The sequence below is a fragment of the Microvirga sp. VF16 genome, from assembly GCF_016864375.1.
GTDB lineage: Bacteria > Pseudomonadota > Alphaproteobacteria > Rhizobiales > Beijerinckiaceae > Microvirga.
In genome coordinates, this window is the sequence record NZ_CP069354.1 from 2,857,789 (window position 1) to 2,877,500 (window position 19,712).

13 protein-coding genes (1 of these 13 running past the window's edge) are annotated in these 19,712 nt (G+C 62.7%); 5 read left to right on the forward strand and 8 right to left on the reverse strand.

All coding sequences use genetic code 11. The annotated features are described in order from the left end of the window. Positions 1–6: 6 nt before the first annotated feature. Positions 7–1,260 (reverse strand): extracellular solute-binding protein, encoded by a 1,254-nt coding sequence (locus JO965_RS13360; RefSeq protein WP_203439392.1) that lies wholly within the window; start codon positions 1,258–1,260, stop codon positions 7–9. 167 nt (positions 1,261–1,427) lie between these two features. Here JO965_RS13360 and JO965_RS13365 point away from each other — a divergent pair, with 167 nt between their 5' ends. From JO965_RS13365 to JO965_RS13375, 3 genes are all read left to right on the forward strand, one after another. After that, positions 1,428–2,681 carry an ROK family transcriptional regulator gene (locus JO965_RS13365; protein ID WP_203439393.1) on the forward strand — a complete coding sequence of 418 codons (1,254 nt, stop codon included), beginning with the start codon at positions 1,428–1,430 and terminating at the stop codon, positions 2,679–2,681. Further along, the gene (locus tag JO965_RS13370) at positions 2,671–5,067 is read left to right on the forward strand and encodes a PIG-L family deacetylase (RefSeq protein ID WP_203439394.1); all 2,397 of its coding nucleotides are present in this window, start codon (positions 2,671–2,673) and stop codon (positions 5,065–5,067) included. Before JO965_RS13365 ends, JO965_RS13370 begins: the two co-directional genes overlap by 11 nt. Before the next feature lie 86 nt (positions 5,068–5,153). Continuing rightward, positions 5,154–5,975 (forward strand): DMT family transporter, encoded by an 822-nt coding sequence (locus JO965_RS13375; RefSeq protein ID WP_246776546.1) that lies wholly within the window; start codon positions 5,154–5,156, stop codon positions 5,973–5,975. 200 nt (positions 5,976–6,175) lie between these two features. Here JO965_RS13375 and JO965_RS13380 read toward each other — a convergent pair whose 3' ends face one another. Beyond that, complete coding sequence (locus JO965_RS13380) at positions 6,176–7,174, reverse strand: IS481 family transposase (protein WP_203444177.1); 999 nt, start codon at positions 7,172–7,174, stop codon at positions 6,176–6,178. Positions 7,175–7,428: 254 nt separating this feature from the next. On the opposite strand from JO965_RS13380, the gene JO965_RS13385 reads away from it, so the two are divergent. Beyond that, entirely contained in the window at positions 7,429–8,079 is a 651-nt protein-coding gene (locus JO965_RS13385; protein ID WP_203439396.1) for a hypothetical protein, read from the forward strand. A 75-nt stretch (positions 8,080–8,154) separates the two neighbouring features. Then, positions 8,155–10,959 (forward strand): SH3 domain-containing protein, encoded by a 2,805-nt coding sequence (locus tag JO965_RS13390; protein ID WP_203439397.1) that lies wholly within the window; start codon positions 8,155–8,157, stop codon positions 10,957–10,959. A gap of 68 nt (positions 10,960–11,027) precedes the next feature. Here the strand turns inward: JO965_RS13390 and JO965_RS13395 are convergent, their stop codons facing one another. The 6 genes from JO965_RS13395 to JO965_RS49185 form a co-directional block, all read right to left on the reverse strand. Continuing rightward, complete coding sequence (locus JO965_RS13395) at positions 11,028–12,470, reverse strand: porin (RefSeq protein WP_203439398.1); 1,443 nt, start codon at positions 12,468–12,470, stop codon at positions 11,028–11,030. 157 nt (positions 12,471–12,627) lie between these two features. Continuing rightward, positions 12,628–14,196: an aspartate:alanine exchanger family transporter gene (locus JO965_RS13400; protein WP_203439399.1), complete on the reverse strand. Its 1,569-nt coding sequence runs from the start codon at positions 14,194–14,196 to the stop codon at positions 12,628–12,630. Between the two features lie 9 nt (positions 14,197–14,205). After that, positions 14,206–15,027, reverse strand: coding sequence for a pyruvate formate-lyase-activating protein (gene pflA / locus JO965_RS13405; RefSeq protein WP_203439400.1), 822 nt, complete (start codon positions 15,025–15,027; stop codon positions 14,206–14,208). 4 nt (positions 15,028–15,031) lie between these two features. Then, the gene (gene pflB / locus JO965_RS13410) at positions 15,032–17,377 is read right to left on the reverse strand and encodes a formate C-acetyltransferase (RefSeq protein WP_246776547.1); all 2,346 of its coding nucleotides are present in this window, start codon (positions 17,375–17,377) and stop codon (positions 15,032–15,034) included. Between the two features lie 75 nt (positions 17,378–17,452). Continuing rightward, positions 17,453–19,099, reverse strand: a complete 1,647-nt coding sequence (locus tag JO965_RS13415) for an L-serine ammonia-lyase (RefSeq protein WP_203439401.1) — start codon at positions 19,097–19,099, stop codon at positions 17,453–17,455. Between the two features lie 477 nt (positions 19,100–19,576). Continuing rightward, positions 19,577–19,712, reverse strand: partial view of a hypothetical protein gene (locus tag JO965_RS49185; protein ID WP_203439402.1) — the 3' end only. 299 nt of this gene lie beyond the right edge of the window; only the last 136 of its 435 coding nucleotides appear in the window; its start codon lies off the right edge, out of view; it ends in the stop codon at positions 19,577–19,579.

Consider the following 19,712-nt stretch of genomic DNA (forward strand, 5'->3'; position numbering starts at 1 on the left):
TATGGCTCAGCGCTTGGCGCGGTCGAGAATCGCCTGTTCGGCTTCGGCCGCCTTGGCCAGCGAGGTCTTCGGGTCCTCGCCGCCGATCAGGACACGGTTCGCCATGTCGATGGCGACCTGACGCTGGGCAGCCTCATCCTTGAACAGGGTCGTGTGGGCATATTCCAGCCCCTTGAGGAACGGACCGTAGATCGGGTGAGCGGCATTCTCGGGCGTGAGAGCTGCAGCGCGCCGTGCCGGCAATTCGCCCACGACCTCCATCCAGATCTTCATGGCTTCCGGCGAGGAGACATAGGTCAGGAACTTCTCGGCAGCCGCAAGCTTCTCGCCCTCCGCCTTCGTGGTGATGGCGTTAGCGAAATAGCTCGCATAGTTGCTGCGCACGCCCTGGGCGTTGGCGGGAAGTTCGGTCACGCCCCATTCGAAGCTCTTGATCGTGCCGAAGGAGCCGAGGCGGAACGTGCCGTCGATGGTCATGGCGGCAAGGCCTGCGCGGAAGGCCGCCTGGCCTTCATCCATGAAGCCGGTCTGACCAACCTTATGTTTCTTCTGGAGGTCCGTGTAGAAGGTGAGGGCCTTCAGGCCCGCCTCGTCGTTATAGGCGACCTTCGTGTCGTTCTCCGTGTAGGGAACGCCGCCGAACTGGCGGATCAGGACTTCGCGCCACCATTGGTGATCCTGCCCGCCCATGTCGAGCGTCATGCCGGCGGAGGTGATGTTGCCGCTGCCGTCGCGCTTGGTGGTTTTTTCAGCGGCAGCGACAAGCTCCTCAAGCGTCTTCGGCGGATTGTTGGGATCGAGGCCGGCGTCCTTGAAGGCCTTCTTGTTGTAGAAGAGCGCGAGAGACCGCACAGCGGTCGGCAGGCCGTAATAGTCGTTGCCGCGCTTCATGGCGCTCACGATCGGGAAGAAATCGCGTTCGATATTCGCCGCCGGGAAAGCCTCAGCACGCAGAGGACGGATCATCTTGCCGGCGATGAAATTGTCGGTCCAGCCATAGAAGAGCTGCACGACATCCGGTCCCTGACCGGCGAGAATCGCAGCAGCGACCTTCGTCTGATAGTCGGCATAGGGGAAGGTGGTCTGCTTGACCTTGATGTCCGGATTGGCCTCCTGGAACTTCGCGATCAGCTGGGTCATCGCCTTGACGCGTGTGTCAAAGACATACTGCCAGTATTCGATCTCGACGGCCTTCGCGCCGGAGGTGGCCAAGGTGACGACGCCTAGGGCGACGCTCGCAAGCATGTGACGAAAACGCATATCCCTCTCCATTCTTCTGGCGCGGGGCGCCGACATTTCTCTGGTGCGGCCTTCGAAAGGGCCGTTCCGGGGCCAAGGCTCCCTTAGAGTCATGAGACTGTCAATAAGATAATTCACTTGAGTTATTCATTGCTCCGGTTCATCGTCCTGTGCACGGAGTGGTGGAGATGCCGAGAAAAGCCAAAGCCGGGACGCCATCGACGATCGGAAGCAATCCGGAGCGGAACCGCTCCCACAACCGGCGTGTTGTGCTGGATGTGGTGCGTCAGCTCGGGCCGGTCGGGCGGATGGAAATTTCGCGCCATGCGCACTTAAGTACCCAGGCCGTCTCGAACATCGTCGAGGATCTCGTCGCGGATGGACTGCTGATCAGAACGGGGCGTCTCAGGGCGGGTCGTGGCCTGCCGCCGATCCAGTTCGCTGTCAATCCGAATGGCGGAATGACCGCCGGAATCGAGATTGCTGCCGACCATATCTCCACGCTTCTGGTCGATATCGGCGGTCGTGTCCGCGCCCAGCGGAGCGTCTCGATTCCGCGCAACGATCCCGAAACGGTGCTTCCCGTCATCAAGGCCGAGGTCGAAGCCGCGCAGGCGCAATTGAAGTCGCCTGTCCCGCAACTCCTCGGCGTCGGAGTCGTGATGCCCGGTCCATTCAACGTCGAGGGCATGACGTCGGTCGGGCCGACGACATTGTCCGGGTGGCTGGACTTCGACGCGGTCGCCAGCATCGGCGACATGCTGGATGTCCCCATCACGTTGGAGAACGATGCCACAGCCGCTGCCGTCGGCGAGCGCCTGCACGGCGCAACCAAGGACCTGAAGAATTTCTGCCTGATTTATTTCGGGCAAGGGCTGGGTCTAGGCATCATGATCGACGGCCGGCCGTTTCGCGGGGCGAACGGCAATGCGGGCGAGATCGGGCATGTGCTGGTCGAAAAAGGCGGACGCCTTTGCTCGTGCGGACAGCATGGCTGTCTCGAAGCCTATGCCTCGTTCCATTCCCTCGCGCAGCAATTGGCAAAGGCTGGCATCCACGAGATCGAATACGCGGATCTGGAACGCCTGCATCGGGAGAAGCATCCCGTCGTCCTGGCGTGGATCGAGGAAGCTGCAGGCTATCTGGCACCCCAGGTCGCGATGCTCGAGAACCTTTTCGATCCGGAGGCCATCGTCCTTGGCGGCGTTCTTCCGCTGGGTCTGCTGGAGGATCTCGTGCAAGCCATGCAGCCGCTTCCCCTATCGGTCGCGCGGCGCAGGAACCGGAGCGACGCCCGCCTGATCCATGGGCGCACCGGCCGTCTCACGGCAGCGCTCGGCGCTGCCGCGCTGCCGCTCCTGGAAGCGATGACCCCGCGTCTCGATACCGCCCATGCGACCCGACGTGACCAACCAAACGAGGAGATCTCCCTTGCTGGATGACCATAGCCGTCTTGCCCGCGCCGTTCATCAGCCGGCCCTGGTCCGCCTGCACCGTGCCTTGAGCCGGCTCCCGTCCGTGCTGACCGTGATGAACACGGGAGCGCACCCGGACGATGAGATGAACGGCATACTGGCAGCCATGCGCTTTGCCTATGGCATGCGGATCGTGGTTGCGTGTTCGACGCGGGGTGAGGGCGGTCAGAATGCGCTCGGGCCGGAGCGAGGTGGCGCGCTCGGGGCTTTAAGAACCGCCGAGATGGAGGAAGCCGCTCGCCGCATCGATGCCGATGTGGCCTGGCTCGGCCATGGACCGGACGATCCGGTTCACGATTTCGGATTCTCCAAAAACGGCGACGCCACCCTTCGGCGGTGGGGCGAGCAGCGGATGATTGAGCGGCTCGTGCAGGCCTATCGCCAATATCGGCCCGACATCGTGATTCCCACCTTCCTAGACGTGCCGGGACAGCACGGCCATCACCGTGCGATGACCCGTGCCGCCGAAACCGCGTTGGCTTTGGCGGCCGATCCTGCGGCCTTTCCAGAACATGCGGAACGCGGCCTCACGTCGTGGCAGGTTTCGAAGTTCTATCTGCCGGCATGGTCGGGCGCTGGCTATGCCTACGATGACGAGTTGCCTCCGCCGCCCGCAACGCTCAGCATTCAGGTTATCGGCGGAGATCCGGTGACCGGCCTGGCATATAAGCAGCTCGGCGAGTGGTCGCGCGCAGCGCACGCTTCGCAGGGCATGGGCGTATGGCGCGACAATCCGACCGATCAATGGAGCCTTCATCTGAAACTCCAGGCTGGTGCTTCGCCGGACCACGAGCGCGACGTCCGTGATCACCTGCCTGCAAACCTTCGCGATCTCGCCGGCACGCTGGGCCTAGCGGAAGCTGCGAGCGCTGCTCTGCGGTACGCTCAGGAGCACATCGATGCTGCTATCGCGGCGTTTCCTGATCGCAGAGCGATCAGCGAGACACTCGGTCATGCGGCACGGTTAATCGAGGAAGCACAGACGGGCATGGATCGCTCAGCCAGGGATCTGCTGGGGCATCGTCTCGACCGCAAGCTTCGCGAGATCGATGCGGCGATCTTCGAAGCGAATGCTAACACTGCAAGAGCGGTCCTCTACGGGGTTGGGCATCCGGGAGCACGGGTCGAGCTGGATGTCGCCGTCGATGCGCCCAGCCTTGCGAACCTCAAGGTCGTGCCGCGGCTTCCCGACGGGATCGAGGCGACGGAGGTTTCCCGCGAATCTGGACGTGTCCGCTATGCGATCACGATTCCTGAAACGGCCTCTTACACAGGACAGTACCCGGCGACCTTCGATCCCATGGGTGGCAATGGCCCGGCCGGCCTTCGCATTTTGGGCGAGATCCATGGCCGCACAGCCACGATCGATCTGGATCCCGAGGTGCCTCTGACGATCGGCCCGCAACAGTCCCTGTCGCTCGATCCAGCCGTCGTGATCGTGAGGACCGATGCACCGGCATCCGGCATCCGGGTCCAGACATTGGGGGCGGAGCCGACCAACTGGCAGATGCCGCAGGGCTGGACCATCCGGCGTCAGGACAACGATTGGATGATCGACCCGCCGCGCGAGATAAATCCCGGCGTTTCAACCCTTACCCCGATCCTCGACGGCAGGCCGGCTAGCACCATTCGGACCATCGCCTATCCGCACATCCGGCCGACCGCGTTCATTGCACCGGCTGAGCTGAAAGTTCTGGCCCTTGACGTAGCTCTGCCAAAAGGCGCGCGCATCGGATATGTCGGCGGCGGCAGCGACAATGTCGGAACACATATGCGCCATCTCGGGCTCGATGTGACAGATCTGACAGAGGCGGATCTTAAGGCAGGTTCCCTCTCCGAATTCACCACCATCGTCGTCGGCATCTTCGCATTCGGCTTGAGGCGCGACCTCCAGGCTGCGACCGGCCGATTGCATCGGTTCGTAGAGGAGAGCGGCCATCTGGTGACGCTCTACCATCGCCCGACGGATGGCTGGGATCCGGATCGAACGCCGCCTCGCCGCCTCGCTATCGGCTCGCCGTCGCTGCGGTGGCGCGTCACCGATCCATCCGCTCCAGTGACGGTTCTGGAGCCGGATAGTCCTCTGCTGACCTCTCCGAACAAGATTGAGTCGAGTGACTGGCAGGGCTGGGACAAGGAGAGGGGACTCTATTTCGCGGCCGATTACGACCCTGCATATGAAGAGCTTTTGTCGCTCAACGATCCGGGCGAGAATCCGCTGAAAGGTTCGCTGATTTCGGCCCGCATCGGTCGAGGGCGGCACACGCATGTGGCGCTCGTGCTGCATCATCAGTTGGACAAACTCGTGCCCGGTGCCTTCCGCCTTCTAGCGAATCTCGTTCAGCCTGTCTGACAGAGGACATGGAACCCGAGCCGGAAAGCAGGTCGAGCGCGCCTCCTGTTCCTCTGTGGATCAGCGCAGGATGGCTTTTGCTCGACATGGCGCTGGTCACGACCATGCAGGCCATCGTCAAGGCCGAAGGCGAGACCTATCCGGCGATCCAGCTTGTCTTCCTGCGCTCGCTCATCGGATTCATTTCGGTGGCGCCGCTGGTGTGGCGCCATCGTCGGAAGTTGACTGACCTGTCGAACATTCGCGGCCATCTCGCCCGCGTCGCCTTCAACTCCGCCGCGCTGACCCTCAATTTCGCGGCCTTTGCTGCTTTGCCTCTGGCGCTGGTCACCGCCATCGGATTCACCCGGCCGCTCATGCTGCTGGTGATGGCGGCGATCATGCTGGGAGAGAGCGTGAGCCGGACGCGCTATGTTTTCACGGCACTCGGCTTTCTCGGCGTCATCATCATGGTGCAGCCGGATGCGATTCCGTGGAACATGGGGCTTCTCGCAGCTTTCGGATCGGTCTTCTTCGGCTCCCTCGCCGTCGTTCAGACAAGGCGGCTTGCCGGCGAAAATACTGTCATCCTGATGCTCTTCTATACGGTCGGTCTGATGATCCTGACATCGATCCCGGCTGCATTCGTCTGGGTGCCGATCCCGTGGAGTGCGGCACCGAACATCATCCTCATCGGCGCCTTGGCGCAGCTCGGCCAATATTGCTGGCTGCAGGCCTATCAGAAGCAGGAGGCGCGCCTCCTTGCACCGATCGGCTATCTGTCGATCCTCTTTTCAGGCTTCGCAGGCTGGCTCTACTTTGGCGAGATCCCGTCCCTGTCCCTCGGCATTGGCGCCGCCATCGTGGTCCTGACCACACTGCTGGCCACATCCACTGAGCGCTGGCTCGTGAACAGGAAAGAGGCGTAGAAGGCTTCATTGAAGCGACTTTCCTTATCCCAGCCAGGGCTGCCGCACCTGAGCTTGGGAGAAAGATCGCTGTTGATGTTTGCGTTGATCCGCGAACAAGCTGAAGCCCTGCTCGGGGCATGCCAACCCGCCCCGACGGTCAAGTGCCAGCCTCCGCTGCGTCTGGTCCGGGAGGCCCGCCCACAACACCCCGGTCCCACTTATTTGCCATGCCGGGTGTCTGGATGCGAGACCTCCTTGGCGTGAGCGACGACCTGGAGGGCTTGAGGCAAAGCGTGTGGATCGGGTGGCTTCGCGCGCCGATTGGCCAGCTTCGGCTCAGCGACCAAGCGGCTTCGCACGACCTCGTCCGGTGATCGCCCCTTGAGCACGCGCTGGCGTCTTCTGTTGTAGGCTTGGTTGAAGCCCTTGAGCAGCGTCTCCAGATCCCCATGGCTGTAGATCGTGATGCCGAGCACTTCACGCTGCACCCGTCCATTGAAGCGCTCGGCGAGACCGTTGGTTTGCGGCGTGTAGGGCTTGGTCCTGCGATGCTCCACCTTCAACTGGTGGCAGGCGTCCTCGAAGCCATCAGCGGTAAAGCACGAGCCACGGTCGGTGAGCACGTGGGTGACCTTGAAGGGAAACGCGCGGATCGCTTCTTTGAGGAAGGCAATCGCGCTTATGGCCAGCTCGTCGTCTTTGACGGCCAGGTGCACCCAGCGCGAGCAGCGGTCGATGGCGACATAGAGGAAGCGTTTGCGGCTCTCGCCATTGGCGGTTCTCAGCTTGGGCAGGTGTTTGATGTCCATGTGCACGAAGCCGAGATCGTAGTCCTTGAAGGTGCCGCTCCGGCGCTGGCGCTGCTGCGCCGGTGGCAGGCGGCCTAAGCCTTCAGCCTTGAGGATGCGGTAGACCGCATCACGGTTGAGATGCGGCAGGAAATGCGTGACCACGAAGGTCAGATCGTCGAGCGGAAAGCCGGTGGCCTGCCTCAGGGCGCAGACGATGGCGCGTTCCTCCTCGGTGGCCCTCCAGGGCAGCTTGTGCGGCCGGCTGCTGTGGTCCTGACAGTCTTTGGGGCCGCGCTTGCGCCATTTGCGGACCGTCTCGGTGCTCACACTGAAGCGCTGGGCCAGCACGCCCGTCGGCTCGGATGAGCGGGCAATCTCCTGGCGGACGGCTGGAGTGGTGCGGGCTTGCGGATGAAGGGAGTGCATCATGTCCTCCTGCGATGAGGAGCTCGGCGCCGCAGGCCGTCAAAGCGCCAAGCATACTCCTCAATCGCGCAACGCACTTGGTCCCAACAACGTTCCGCCACCAGACACCGGGCTCGCGCCATTCCGTTCGTCAAAAATGCCAAGTGCTTGTCCCAAACGATCAAGCATGATCACGGGAAGTGATCACAATATGTCTTCCTTGTACTCCCGGGCTCATGCCTTGGGTGCACGAACTGGCGAAAGGGAGGATGGCGGTGAACAGGACTCTCTTGGCTATCTGCGCTCTCGCAGTGAGCGCTCTTCTCATTCCGGGTGACGCTTACGCTCAGCGGTTCGGCGGCCGCGGTGGCGGCGGTGGCGCCCGTATCGGCGGCGGCGGTTTCGGCGGAGGTGGAGGTTTCCGTGGCAGTGGCGCCTTCAGAGGTGGCAACTTCGGCGGAGGCCAACGAATGTTCATTCCTCGAGGAGGTATGGGTGGTTCCCGAGTCGCGATCGGAGGCGGTGGTTTCCGTACCGGAGCAATTGCGGCTCCTCGGCCCGGTCGAGGGGATTTTCGCATGGCCGCCATCGGGAGGCCCGGCTTTGGCGCCCGAGCCCCGTATTACGGCCGCGTCGGAGGTGCCTATCGGCCCTACTACCGGGGCAACTACGGCCGCTACCCGTATTATCGCAACTATTATGGCAACTACTATCGCGGCTATCCGTATTACGGCGGATTACTGGCCGCAGGACTGACGCTTGGCGCTTTGAGCTACCCATATTACGGATATGGCTACAATTACCCGTACTACGGCGCTTATCCGTACGACGTGGCGGCCGCCGAGGACTGCTATTGGGTCCGTCGCCGTGTCGTCAATGCGAATGGACGGGTCGTCATTCGGCGACAACAGGTCTGCAATTATTGAAGGCTGCCGGTCGCGAAGGGTCATCCCTTCGGTGATTTCGCGGAAGCCGGCCGATACCGGGAGGACTGATTACCGATGAGAATGATCATCGCGCTCGCGCTCGTCCCAATCGTCACCACGGTGCCGGGACTTGCAGCTCCAGGCGTCACCACGACCAGCGTCAACTTCCGCTCAGGCCCGGGAACGCAGTTTTCCTCCCTTCGCACCCTTCCGGCCGGCACTGCCGTCGATATCGGCGATTGCGAGGATGCGGGAAGCTGGTGCGCCATCACCGTGGATGGACGAAGCGGCTTCGTCAGCGGTCGTTACCTCCAGGAGAACAAGGAATCCGAGGATTGGCCGCGGTCGTACGAGACCGGCAAGGGGCGTATGATCCTCTACCAGCCGCAGTTCACCGAATGGAACGACTTCAAGTCCATTGAGGCACTGGTGGCGGCTCAATTCCTGAGAACACCCGAGGCCAACCCGGTGTTCGGCGTGATCGGACTGAAGGGCAAGACGTCCTATGACGAGGATGCCGGTGAGGTCGTGATCACTGACATCACCGTTACCGAGTTGAACTTCTCGGGTCTCGACCGCGACGAACTGACGGCGCTTGCGGTCGAGACCGGCAAGATTCTGCCGACAGGCCCGATCACGGTATCGGAGACACGTATAACGGCAAGTCTCGCCGAACAGAAGCGCATGACCGACGTGCAGGGGCTTAAGGCCGACCCGCCGCCGATCTTCGTGTCGAAATCTCCGGCGATCCTGCTGCAGACCGATGGTGAGACTGCCTATGCGCCGGTCAAGGGCAAAACAGGGCTCTCCTTCGTGGTCAATACGAACTGGGATCTCTTCCGCATCGATGACGGTGGCGCCCTCTATCTGCGCGACGACACACATTGGCTGAGCGCGAGCGCCATGACAGGTCCGTGGACATCGGTGTCCGAACTGCCCGCACTGCTGAAGGACCTGCCGGACGACGGCAACTGGGCGGATGCTCGCGGCGCCATGCCGCCCGAGGCCTACACCGGCGGTGCCATGCCGAAGGTGATCACCACGGACAAGCCAGCCGAGCTGATCCTGTTCGAGGGTGAGCCCGCTCTCCAGGATGTTCCCGGGACGGCGCTCCAATGGGCGTCGAACAGCGAGTCCGACGTGTTTTTCGACAGGACAGGGAAGCAGTGGTACGTGCTCCTGTCCGGCCGCTGGTTCCGCGCGACGACACTGGAGGGGCCGTGGACGTTTGCCACCCCTGACCTGCCGGCGGATTTTCGCAATATCCCGGAAGACGCGCCCTATTATGCCGTGCGCTCATCCGTGCCGGGAACCTCGGAGAGCGAGGAGGCGCGGCTGAAGGCCAGCATTCCCACGACGGCACGGGTCGAGACCGGCTCGATCACGCCAACGATTGCCTATGCCGGAGACGCTCAGTTCGCGCCGATCGAAACAACCGATCTTGCCTATGCGACGAACACGACCGAGACCGTGATCAAGGTCGGAGAGCGCTACTTCCTGCTGCAGGATGGCGTGTGGTTCGTGGCCGACAATCCGAACGGCCCGTGGCAGATTGCCCGTGAAGTACCGGAAGCGATCTACCAGATCCCGCCATCCTCCCCTGTCTACAATGCCACCTATGTGCGCGTGTACGATACCGAGCCCGATGCGGTCTGGTACAGCTACACCATGGGCTACCTCTACGGCTTCCCGGCTTGGGGCACCTATGTTTACGGAACTGGCTGGCCCTATCCGCCGTATTGGTACAATTGGGCGGGTTACGGTTACCCGATTTATTATCCCCGACCCGTCACCTGGGGCCTCGGGGCCTACTACAATCCGGTCCGAGGCATGTATGGCCGCTATGGTTATGCCTATGGTCCTTATCGGGGGATTGCAGGCGCACGGGCATGGAACCCGCGCACGGATACTTATGCTCGAGCCGGAGCAGCCTGGGGGCCGCGCGGCTCGGCTGGATTTGTCGGTGCGTACAATCCACGCACGGACGGGGGCGGGTTTGTCGCGGGCGGTCGCAATGTCTACGGCGCGTGGAAATCGGCCGGCGTGAAGCGCGGATCCGAATGGGCGCGGGTGACGGCGCGCGACAACGTGGCCGGCGGCTCGTCGCTGCGCTGGAACACGTCCAACGGCCAAGGCTTCGTCCGCGAGGGCCGGCGTGGCGACCTCTATGCCGGTCGCGACGGCAATGTCTATCGCAACACCGGCGATGGCTGGCAGCGCTTCGATGGCGGCTGGCAGGATGTGGCGCGGCCGGAACGCGGAGACCTGCTCCAGCGTGGCGAGGGGCGCGAAGGCCTTTCGCCGGAAGCGCGCGAGCGGTTCCAGGAGCGGGGCGGCGGAGAGGCGCTCAGAGGTCTCGCCGGAGCCGGAGCCGCCGGTGCGGCGGGCGCGGCACTCGGTCAGCGCCTGAGCGGTGGTGAGCAGGTCCGGCGGGACGCTGCCGACCGCGATGCGATCCGCGAGCGGACGCAGCAGCGCCAAACGCCCCAGCAGCGTCCAGCAACGCAACAGCGTCAGGTCTCACAGCAGCAACGCGAGGCAGTTCAGCAGCGCCGCGCGACGCAGGATCGCCCAGCCGCTCAGCAACGGCCGGCACCACAGCAGCGGCAAGCGACACGGGAGCGTCCGGCTCAGGCGCAGCGGCCTGCCGCACAGCGTCCCGCAGCCCGCCAGCAGCTGCCGTCGAACGTCATGCGTGACGTCCAGGCCCGTCATGTCGGCAATCAGCGTCAGATGGCGAGCCGCCAGTTTTCCCGGCCGCCGGCGCAGTTCTCCCGTTCGGCATCCTTTGGGCCGTCACGGAGCATGGGTCCGCGAGGCGGATTCGGGGGAGGCGGGCGCGGCGGAGGCTTCGGGGGCGGACGAGGAGGACGTCGCTAAAGCATTTTGCGGACAAGCGGAGTCACTTGTCCGCACGATCTCACAATCTGTTCGCTCACATCAAACATTCAGAAGTCGCGCTGGACGCGCAGACGGCCTTCCCACGTATCTTCCGATCCGGTTGATCGGAATGTTCCCGTCGGATCGCCGGAAGCCGTTGTCAGTGGAACGGCCACGCGCTCGCGCGGATCGACCCTGATGTAAAGTGCCTCGACGCCGATGAGGAGATCCTTCACCGGTGTCCAGATCACGTTGGCGCCGACACGATACTCGTCGAAGTCGACGAGGCCCGTGGTTGTCCCTGCCGTTCCGGCAGCGATCGTCGCGATGGTCGTAGGCACCACGTATTGCGCAACTCCCGGCGCATCGAAGCGCATCCAGGACCCGAAGACGTTCGTCTGGATGGTTGGCGTCCAATTGTGATTGAGACCGCCGGCAATGGCATAGGCCTTGTTGGTCTTGAAGTCGCCCGTAAACGGATCGACGAAGGCGTCCGTGAAGGGCATGGCGAGCGAACCGGCGCCTATGAACCCATTGCTGATCGGGCCAGCCTGGCCGGCGTTGAGATAGCCGATCGCTCCGTCCGTATAGGTTGCCATCATCCATACGGTATCGCCGACCCCGAGGGCGGGCACGTTGGCATAGCCAAGGGCGGCCAGGGCGAAACCGTAATCCGTGTCCGCGTGGGTCGGATTGGGCAGGCCGGTAATGGGGTTGATGACCGGGACGGTCACACCGTCCACCGTCGTGAGGCCGGCCGCCACGTCGCGGATCTGGTGCAGGGCGCCGGACAACTGCACTTCGCCCCAGGTGCCTTTGTAGCGCATGTTGGCGACGACATCCGGCATGCGCTCGCCCGCATAGGTGGAGGCGATCGGAGCAAAGACCGGGAACGGGCTGGCGACCCCGAACAGCGGGAAGTCGAGCTCGTTGTTGACCTGGCGCTCCGTGCCGTCCTCGAACGATAAAGTCGCGGAGAAGCCATTGCCGAACGAGAAGGTGTAAGCGAACAGGTTCACTTCGGCATTGGCCGGATCGTCGAAGCGCAGGTCGCCGAAGTTCGGGGTCGGCAAGTCCGGGCTCGTGAAGAACGAAACCGCGCGACCTGCGGTCAGGCCGCCGAACTGGACGAAGGCCTGAGAAATCTCAGGCGTCGTGGAACTGAAGCCGTAAGCACCGGTGTTCCGGGTCATCTCCATGCGGATATAGGTGCGCAGCATGCCATAGGCGGTGGCAGTCCGCGCGTCGAGGTTGATACGGCCTCGCCCTCGGAACCCGATCGTGTCCTGCGAGCGATCAACCGGTTCGACATACAGATACTCGGCGCGAACGCGGCCGCTGACACGGAGGCAGGTCTCGGTGCCGGGGACGTAGAAGAAGCCTGCGCCATGGGTAGAGCAGATCCGGACATACTCGACGGGAGCTGCGGTTTTGGCCGGCAGGTCGGCGGCCTGTGCGCCACCGCTGATAATCGCCGCGCCTCCAAGCAACAGAGTTCGAACTGACGCCATGGTACAAGCTCCAAGACAAAGCCTAGCCGTGCTGATGAAAGATTGTGCAGACAGGCGAATGGCCGTCAAGCGAGTCTCAGAAGGCGCTTATCCGGCTTCGCCCTAATCCTCTGACGTGTTGCCGAGAAGCATCATGCCGCCGGGCGCCGAGCGCTCTTCAACTCAGCAGAACCTGAACGGCGATGATTTTGACGATGGTCATGCTCGGGAAGCAGATTGCATAGCCGATGTCGGTTCTTTCGGTCGGAGCCAGACGTCCGGCCGCAACCACGATGGCGGGATTGCCGGTCGAGCCTGCACAGACGCCGAGCAGGTCGTCGAAGGGAATGCGCAACAGGTATCCCCCTGCCAACACGATCAGCACCAGCGTGAACAGAACGGCAGCGCCGCCAAGAAGGATCTGAATCCCATTGGTCGCCACGGTCTGGACGAAGGGGCTTCCAGCGCCAATGGCGACCGAGCCGATGAACACCGACAGGCCGAGGTTCCGCAGAACCAGGTTGGCGACTACCGGTATTCTCCAGCCCAAGGGGCCGGTGCGACCGAGCCAGCCCAGAACGAGCGCCATGACGAGCGGCCCGCCAGCAACGCCGAGGCTGAAGGTGCCACCTCCCGGTAAAGGCACGGGAATCATGCCGAGGAGAAGGCCAAGAGCGATCCCAACGCCGATCGAAACGAAGGACAGCTCGGCATTGCCCTTGATGCTGTCCCCGAAGTGCCGCTGGACTTCAGTTTTCCGATCCGATGGCACCGCAGCCACGAGCAGATCGCCGAACTCGATTGTCAGATCGGATGACGCCATAATGTCGACGTCGCCCCGGCGGATATGCGAAATGACGACGGGAAAATCGGGAAGCGCGATTTCGCGCATGTTCTTACCGACGAAGGCCGCTTTCGAAACATAGACACGCACGACATCGTAATTGGCGCGATCACGGCTTATACGCCCCGGGTCCTCGTGCCCCATGGCTGCCTTTGCCTGCTCGATGCTCGCCGGGCTGCCGACCAGAAGCAGTCCATCGCCTTCATGTAATCTCGTCCCTGCAAGGGGCGGCGCGTTCACATGGTGCTGGCGCACCGCGATGATCTTGATGTCGGATGGCAAGACTGCGGAAACATCTTCGACGGTCTGGTTCTCGCACTTCGACTCGAGGGTCAGTTCTGCGACCCGTACGTTCTGCGAAGGTGTCTTGAACGTGGGTTTGACCAAGGCGGTCATGATGGTCATCAGGACGATTGGACCGATGACACCGAAGGGATAAGACACTGAGTAGCCGATTGCCGGATCCTGGTTGCCCGCCGCCGCCAATGCCGCCTGCAGGGTCGGCGTGCTCGTGCCGGAGCCGGCGAACAATCCGGCCGCCGTCGCCATCGAGATCCCAAGAGGAGAAGCAAGCGACATGGCAACGAGGAGCGAGGCGATCACGGCAACGGCCGCAAGTGCGATATATTTGACACCGGGACCGCGCAGGCTCGCAAAAAACTGCGGTCCGTATTGGATACCCACACCATAGACGAACATTACGAGGCCGAGCGTTCCGACCAATCCGGGCGGCGCCGCCTTCGGTGCAATGGCACCGATGATCAAGCCGGTGAACAACACGGCTCCTGCGCCGAAGGAGACGCCGGCAATCGAGATCTGCCCAAGAGCATAACCGGTGGCGATGGCGAGAAACAGCGCCAGCAAGGGAGAGGCTTCAAGCAACGTACGAACGATATCGAGCATTGATTTTCCTCATCTTGCGCGACAACCGGCCTCATGAAACTGACCGATCACCCGCGCCACCAGCTCAGGGGAGGGAGACGGAGTGTCGGAAAGCTGGTAGTCGAGCCCCATCGCCTTCCACTTGAATGCTCCCATCTGATGGAACGGGAGGACTTCGACCCACTCGACGTTGTGCATCGGTGCGACGAAACGGGCGATGCCGTCGACATTGGCCGGATCGTCGGTCAGCCCTGGAACCAGCACGAAGCGCACCCATACAGGCTTGCCGAGCGCTGCGAGTCGCTCCGCGAATTGGAGGGTCGGCTTGATGTCCTGTCCGACGGCGCGCCGGTAAGTCTCAGGATCCCATGACTTGATGTCGAGCAGCACGAGATCGACCTGTCGCAGATACTCGTCATCGGCCCGTGCGCCGAGAAAGCCGGATGTATCCAGAGCCGTATGGAGGCCCATTCCCTTGGCGGCGGCGAAGAGCCGTTTGGTGAAGTGCATCTGAACCAGTGGCTCTCCGCCCGATATCGTCAGCCCGCCATCCATGGCGCGCAGCGGTGCGGCGTAGGCCTGAAGCGCGGTTCTGGCACGCTCGAATGGGACGCGCGTGCCGTCCTTGAGATGCCAGGTGTCCGGGTTATGGCAATAAAGGCAGCGCAGCAGGCAGCCGCTCATGAACACGACCACCCGGATGCCGGGCCCGTCAAGGGTGGACCCGGTCTCATAGGAATGGATCCACCCGAAATCGCCCCGGGGATCATTGAATTCGGCTGTCTCAGGCGCGTCCGGGGAGCGCGCCTGCTGCAAGTCGTACCGGCTGTGGGCCCAGGGCTCGGTGGCCATGACTTCAACCATCTCCATGGAAAGTCCGGCTGATGACGTCCATCTGTTGTTCGCGGGTCAAGCGCACGAAATTGACCGCATAGCCCGAGACCCGGATCGTCAGTTGCGGATACTTGTCCGGGTGCTCCATGGCGTCGAGCAGGGTGTCGCGGTTGAGGACATTGAGGTTCATGTGGAACCCGCCCTGGCCGCAATAGGTGTCGAGCACCTTCACCGCCTGCTTGATCTTCTCTCCCTGATCGAGGCGATTGAGGCTCGGTGTGACGGAGACGGTGTAGCTGATGCCGTCCTGTGCATCCGCATAGGGCAGCTTTGCGACCGACAGGCACGAAGCCAGCCATCCATGACTGTCGCGGCCGTGCATCGGATTGGCGCCGGGAGCGAACGGCTCGCCGGCCTTGCGTCCGTCCGGCGTGTTGCCCGTATTCTTACCGTAGACCACATTGCTCGTGATGGTCAGTACCGACTGCGTATGGACGGCATTCCGGTAGGTCGGATGCTTCCTGATCTTGCGCATGAAGGTGGAGACGAGATCGGCGGCAATGGTGTCGACACGGTCGTCGTTGTTGCCGTATTTCGGGAAGTCGCCGGTGATCTCGTAATCGACGATCAGCCCATCATCCTGGCGGACAGGTTTTACCTGGGCATACTTGATTGCCGACAGCGAGTCAGCCACCACCGACAGCCCCGCGATGCCGAAGGCCATCGTGCGCAGGATCTGCTGATCGTGGAGCGCCATCTCCAGGCGTTCGTAATAGTACTTGTCATGCATGTAGTGGATGCAGTTCATGGCATGGACATAAGTTCGTGCGAGCCATTCCATCATGACATCGAACTTCGCCATGACGTCGTCGTATTCGAGAACGTCACCGGAGACGGGTGATGCCGCCGGTCCGACCTGGTCGCCGCTCACCTCGTCCCGCCCGCCGTTGATGGCGTAGAGCAGGCACTTGCCGAGGTTGACCCTTGCTCCGAAGAACTGCATCTGGCTGCCGATGCGCATGGCCGAAACGCAGCAGGCGATGCCGTAATCGTCACCCCAATAGGGTCGCATCAGATCATCGTTCTCGTACTGGATGGACGAGGTCTCGGCCGAAATCTTGATGCAATAGCGCTTGAAGGGCTCGGGGAGCTGCTTCGACCAGAGCACCGTCATGTTGGGTTCCGGTGCCGGGCCAAGATTGGTCAGCGTATGCAGCATCCGGAAACTGGTGCGGGTGACCAGGGGACGCCCGTTGAGATCCATGCCGCCGACGCATTCGGTCGCCCAATAGGGATCGCCGGAGAACAGAGCGTCGTAATCGGGCGTGCGTAGGAAGCGCACGATGCGCAGCTTCTGGACGAGCTGATCGATGAGCTCCTGGGCGCCAGCTTCATCGAGCGCACCGCTCTTCAGATCGCGCTCGATATAGATGTCGAGGAAGGACGAGATGCGGCCGATGGACATGGCCGCGCCGTTGGCCTCCTTGATGGCGCCGAGATAGCCGAAATAAGTCCATTGCACGGCTTCTCGCGCGTCAGCTGCCGGACGCGTGATGTCCAAGCCGTATGTCTTGCCCATCTCCGCCAGATCGGCCAGTGCACGCATCTGTTCGGAAATTTCCTCGCGCTCGCGGATCACGTCATCGGTCGGCCATTTGGCATCGAGCAGTGCACGGTCGGCTTGCTTGGCCGCCAGCAGCTTGTCGGTCCCATACAAGGCCACCCGGCGATAATCGCCGATGATCCGGCCGCGGCCATAGGCATCGGGGAGGCCCGTGATGATGTGGCTGCGCCGGCAGGCCATGATCTCCGGCGTATAGGCATCGAAGACTCCGTCATTGTGGGTCTTCCGGTACTTGGTGAAGACGTCGTGCACGATGGGATCCGGCTCGAAGCCGGCCGCCTTCAGCCCGGCTTCGACCATGCGCAAGCCGCCATAGGGCATGATGGCCCGGCGGAACGGCGCATCGGTCTGCAGCCCGACGATCAGCTCGTTGTCACGGTCGATATAGCCGGCCGCGTGGGAGGTCATGGAGGAAGGTGTCTTGGTGTCGACGTCCAGAACGCCCTTTCGGATCTCCTCCTTGAAGTAGGGTTGGAGCTTGGCCCAGACGGCTTTCGTCCGTTCGCTGGGGCCGGCCAGAAATGACTCGTCCCCGTCATAGGGCGCGACGTTGCGCTGAATGAAATCGCGGACATCGACGGCGTTCTGCCAGCGGCCCGGCGTGAAGCCTTCCCACTCGTTCACCGTGTCCGCGGCTGCCGAAAACGGAGAGCCTCCCGACCCGTCGGGTTTGGACTTCTGCTGTGCCGGGTGTTGCTTGGATGTTTCTGCTGGACGTTGAGCAGCGGTAGCTTCATCGGGCATGGCGGCCTCCTCCCACGATGCTCGTGGGATCTCATCGGGGCGACGACGGCCGCGCAGGCGCGACCGTCCGGCAGATCAGCAGAGAGTCAGGTTCTGGGCGAGCCCGGCTTCGCTCGTTTCCTTGTATTTCGGGTTCATGTCCTTAGCGGTATCGGCAAGCGTCTTGATCGTGGTGTCGAGATCCACCCGATGCCTACTCGCGATCTCGTTGGTGGCGATCATGGCTGCCGCCCAGGCCTTCACCGCACCGAAGGCGCAACGCTCGATGCAGGGAACCTGCACATAGCCCGCGACGGGATCGCAGGTCATGCCGAGGTGATGCTCGAGCGCTGATTCCGCCGCGTTTTCGATCACGCGCGGCGGCTGGTTCAGGACCTGCGTGATCAGCGCGGCAGCCATCGCGGAGGCGACGCCGATCTCGGCCTGGCATCCGCCTTCAGCCGCAGCAAGGGTCGCATTGTGCTTGCACAGGTAGCCGACAGCCAAGCCTGCCAGTAGTCCCTGCCGGATCTTGTCCATCGGCACCGCCCGAGGGCTCTGGGTCAGGGCATAGACGATGGCGGGCATCACGCCGGCGGAGCCTCCGGTTGGCGCGGTGATGACCAGGTGGCCGCGGGCATTCTCCTCGGAGGCAGCCAGGGCAAAGGCGGAGACGAGCCCGATCGCCCGGTCGCTCATATAGGTGTCGTCCTGAGCGCGCTCGAAGACGGTCGCCGCCTTGGATTGGAGCTTGATCGGTCCAGGAAGGACATCGTCCTTGTAGGACAGGCCGGTCTTCACTGTGGCGATCATCGCCTTGGCGATCTTGTCCAGGAAGGCGTTGATCTGCTCTTCGTTCTTGCCCGATACGGCGATCTCGTTCGCCATCACCACATCGGCAACGGAAAGGTTGTTCTTCTCCGCATGCTCGCGCAGTTCCTTCATCGTCGCATAGGGGTATTTCGGCTGTCCCTTCTTGGGCGGCTCATAGCCTTTCCATTCGATGAAGCCGCCGCCAACCGAGTAGTACTCTTGCTCATAAAGGACCTTGTCGCCGGCCATGAGGCGGGCCGTCATGGTGTTCGGATGCGGGAAATCGCCCTTCGTCGCATCGTAGACGATATCGGCCAGAGACAGGTTGAACGTCTTGTTCCCCAGCTTCACCGGATAGGTCTGATCCGGCTTGGCGATCATCTCGTCGAGAAAGCGCGGATCGACGGTCGCCGGCTCCTTGCCGACCAGACCGGCCAAGGATGCACGCTCGGTGCCGTGGCCCTTGCCTGTGGCGCTCAGGCTGCCGAAGAGATGAACCTTGAGGCCAGTGGCCTGGGACAACTGGTCCGCGGGGAGATTTGCACAGCGCTGGTAGAAATCATAAGTGATGCGCATCGGCCCGATGGTGTGGGAGCTCGAGGGGCCGGGACCGACCTTGTAGAACTCGTCCGCCACCGTCATGACCGGTCCTTTCGACGCCTTGACGACGTCGAGATCTGGCGATAGGGCCGAACTCATCTTGAGACCGGCATCACCTCCCGCAGCGGCCTTCGCGGCCTGTTGTGCGGCAGCCTCCGTCGCAGCCTGCTGTGCGCGGGCCTGGGGCGCCCAGGTCGTGCCAGTCATCACGGCTGCCGCGCCGATGGCGGCGTTGCGCATGAGAAACGCCCGGCGGTCGATGCCTGAGGGGAGGCTGATCGGTTCTGACGATGCCGGAAACAGATCGTCGTCCTTACTGGAGCGTGTCATGGGCGCGTCCTCCTGTTCGAGGCATGGAGACGCCACATGGATTCGAGGCGGCTCCGCCCTCGTTCATTAAGGCCAGGGAAGATCCCTTTCCTTTTGGCATCATGTTAGGTCGGGCGGCGACGTATGCTTGATCGATGGGGACATTCTCTTGACAGTTTGAGCCGTTGTTGCAGGTCCTGTTTGCTCACCAGACAGGCATCCGTCAGCGGCATCGATCCTATGCACTGGGAGTGCCGCGAGTCGGCCGGTTTAGCTCAGGGATCAGCGGGCTTGCGACGCAGGATCGGCGAGCGCGGCGACCAATGCGGGGAGGGGTGGCTCATTCAGATTGGTCGCCTCCGCTGTGTCCGCCCCTTGTCCCGCTCCTCGACCTGCGGACACCCGCATCATCGTCTGCACGACACGCAGACGGCATGATTGCCCCCACCCGGGGCTGATAACAGGTAGCAGCTGCCGCATTCACCCGTGGTGCGGGCTTCAGTAGTATCGGCGATACGCGACCCGGGGGCCATAGTAGCGTGGGCCGTAATAGCCGCGATAGCCGCCATAATAACGAGGCCCGTAATAGACGGGTCTGGGATAGAAGCGCGATCCATAATAGACCGGACGCGGA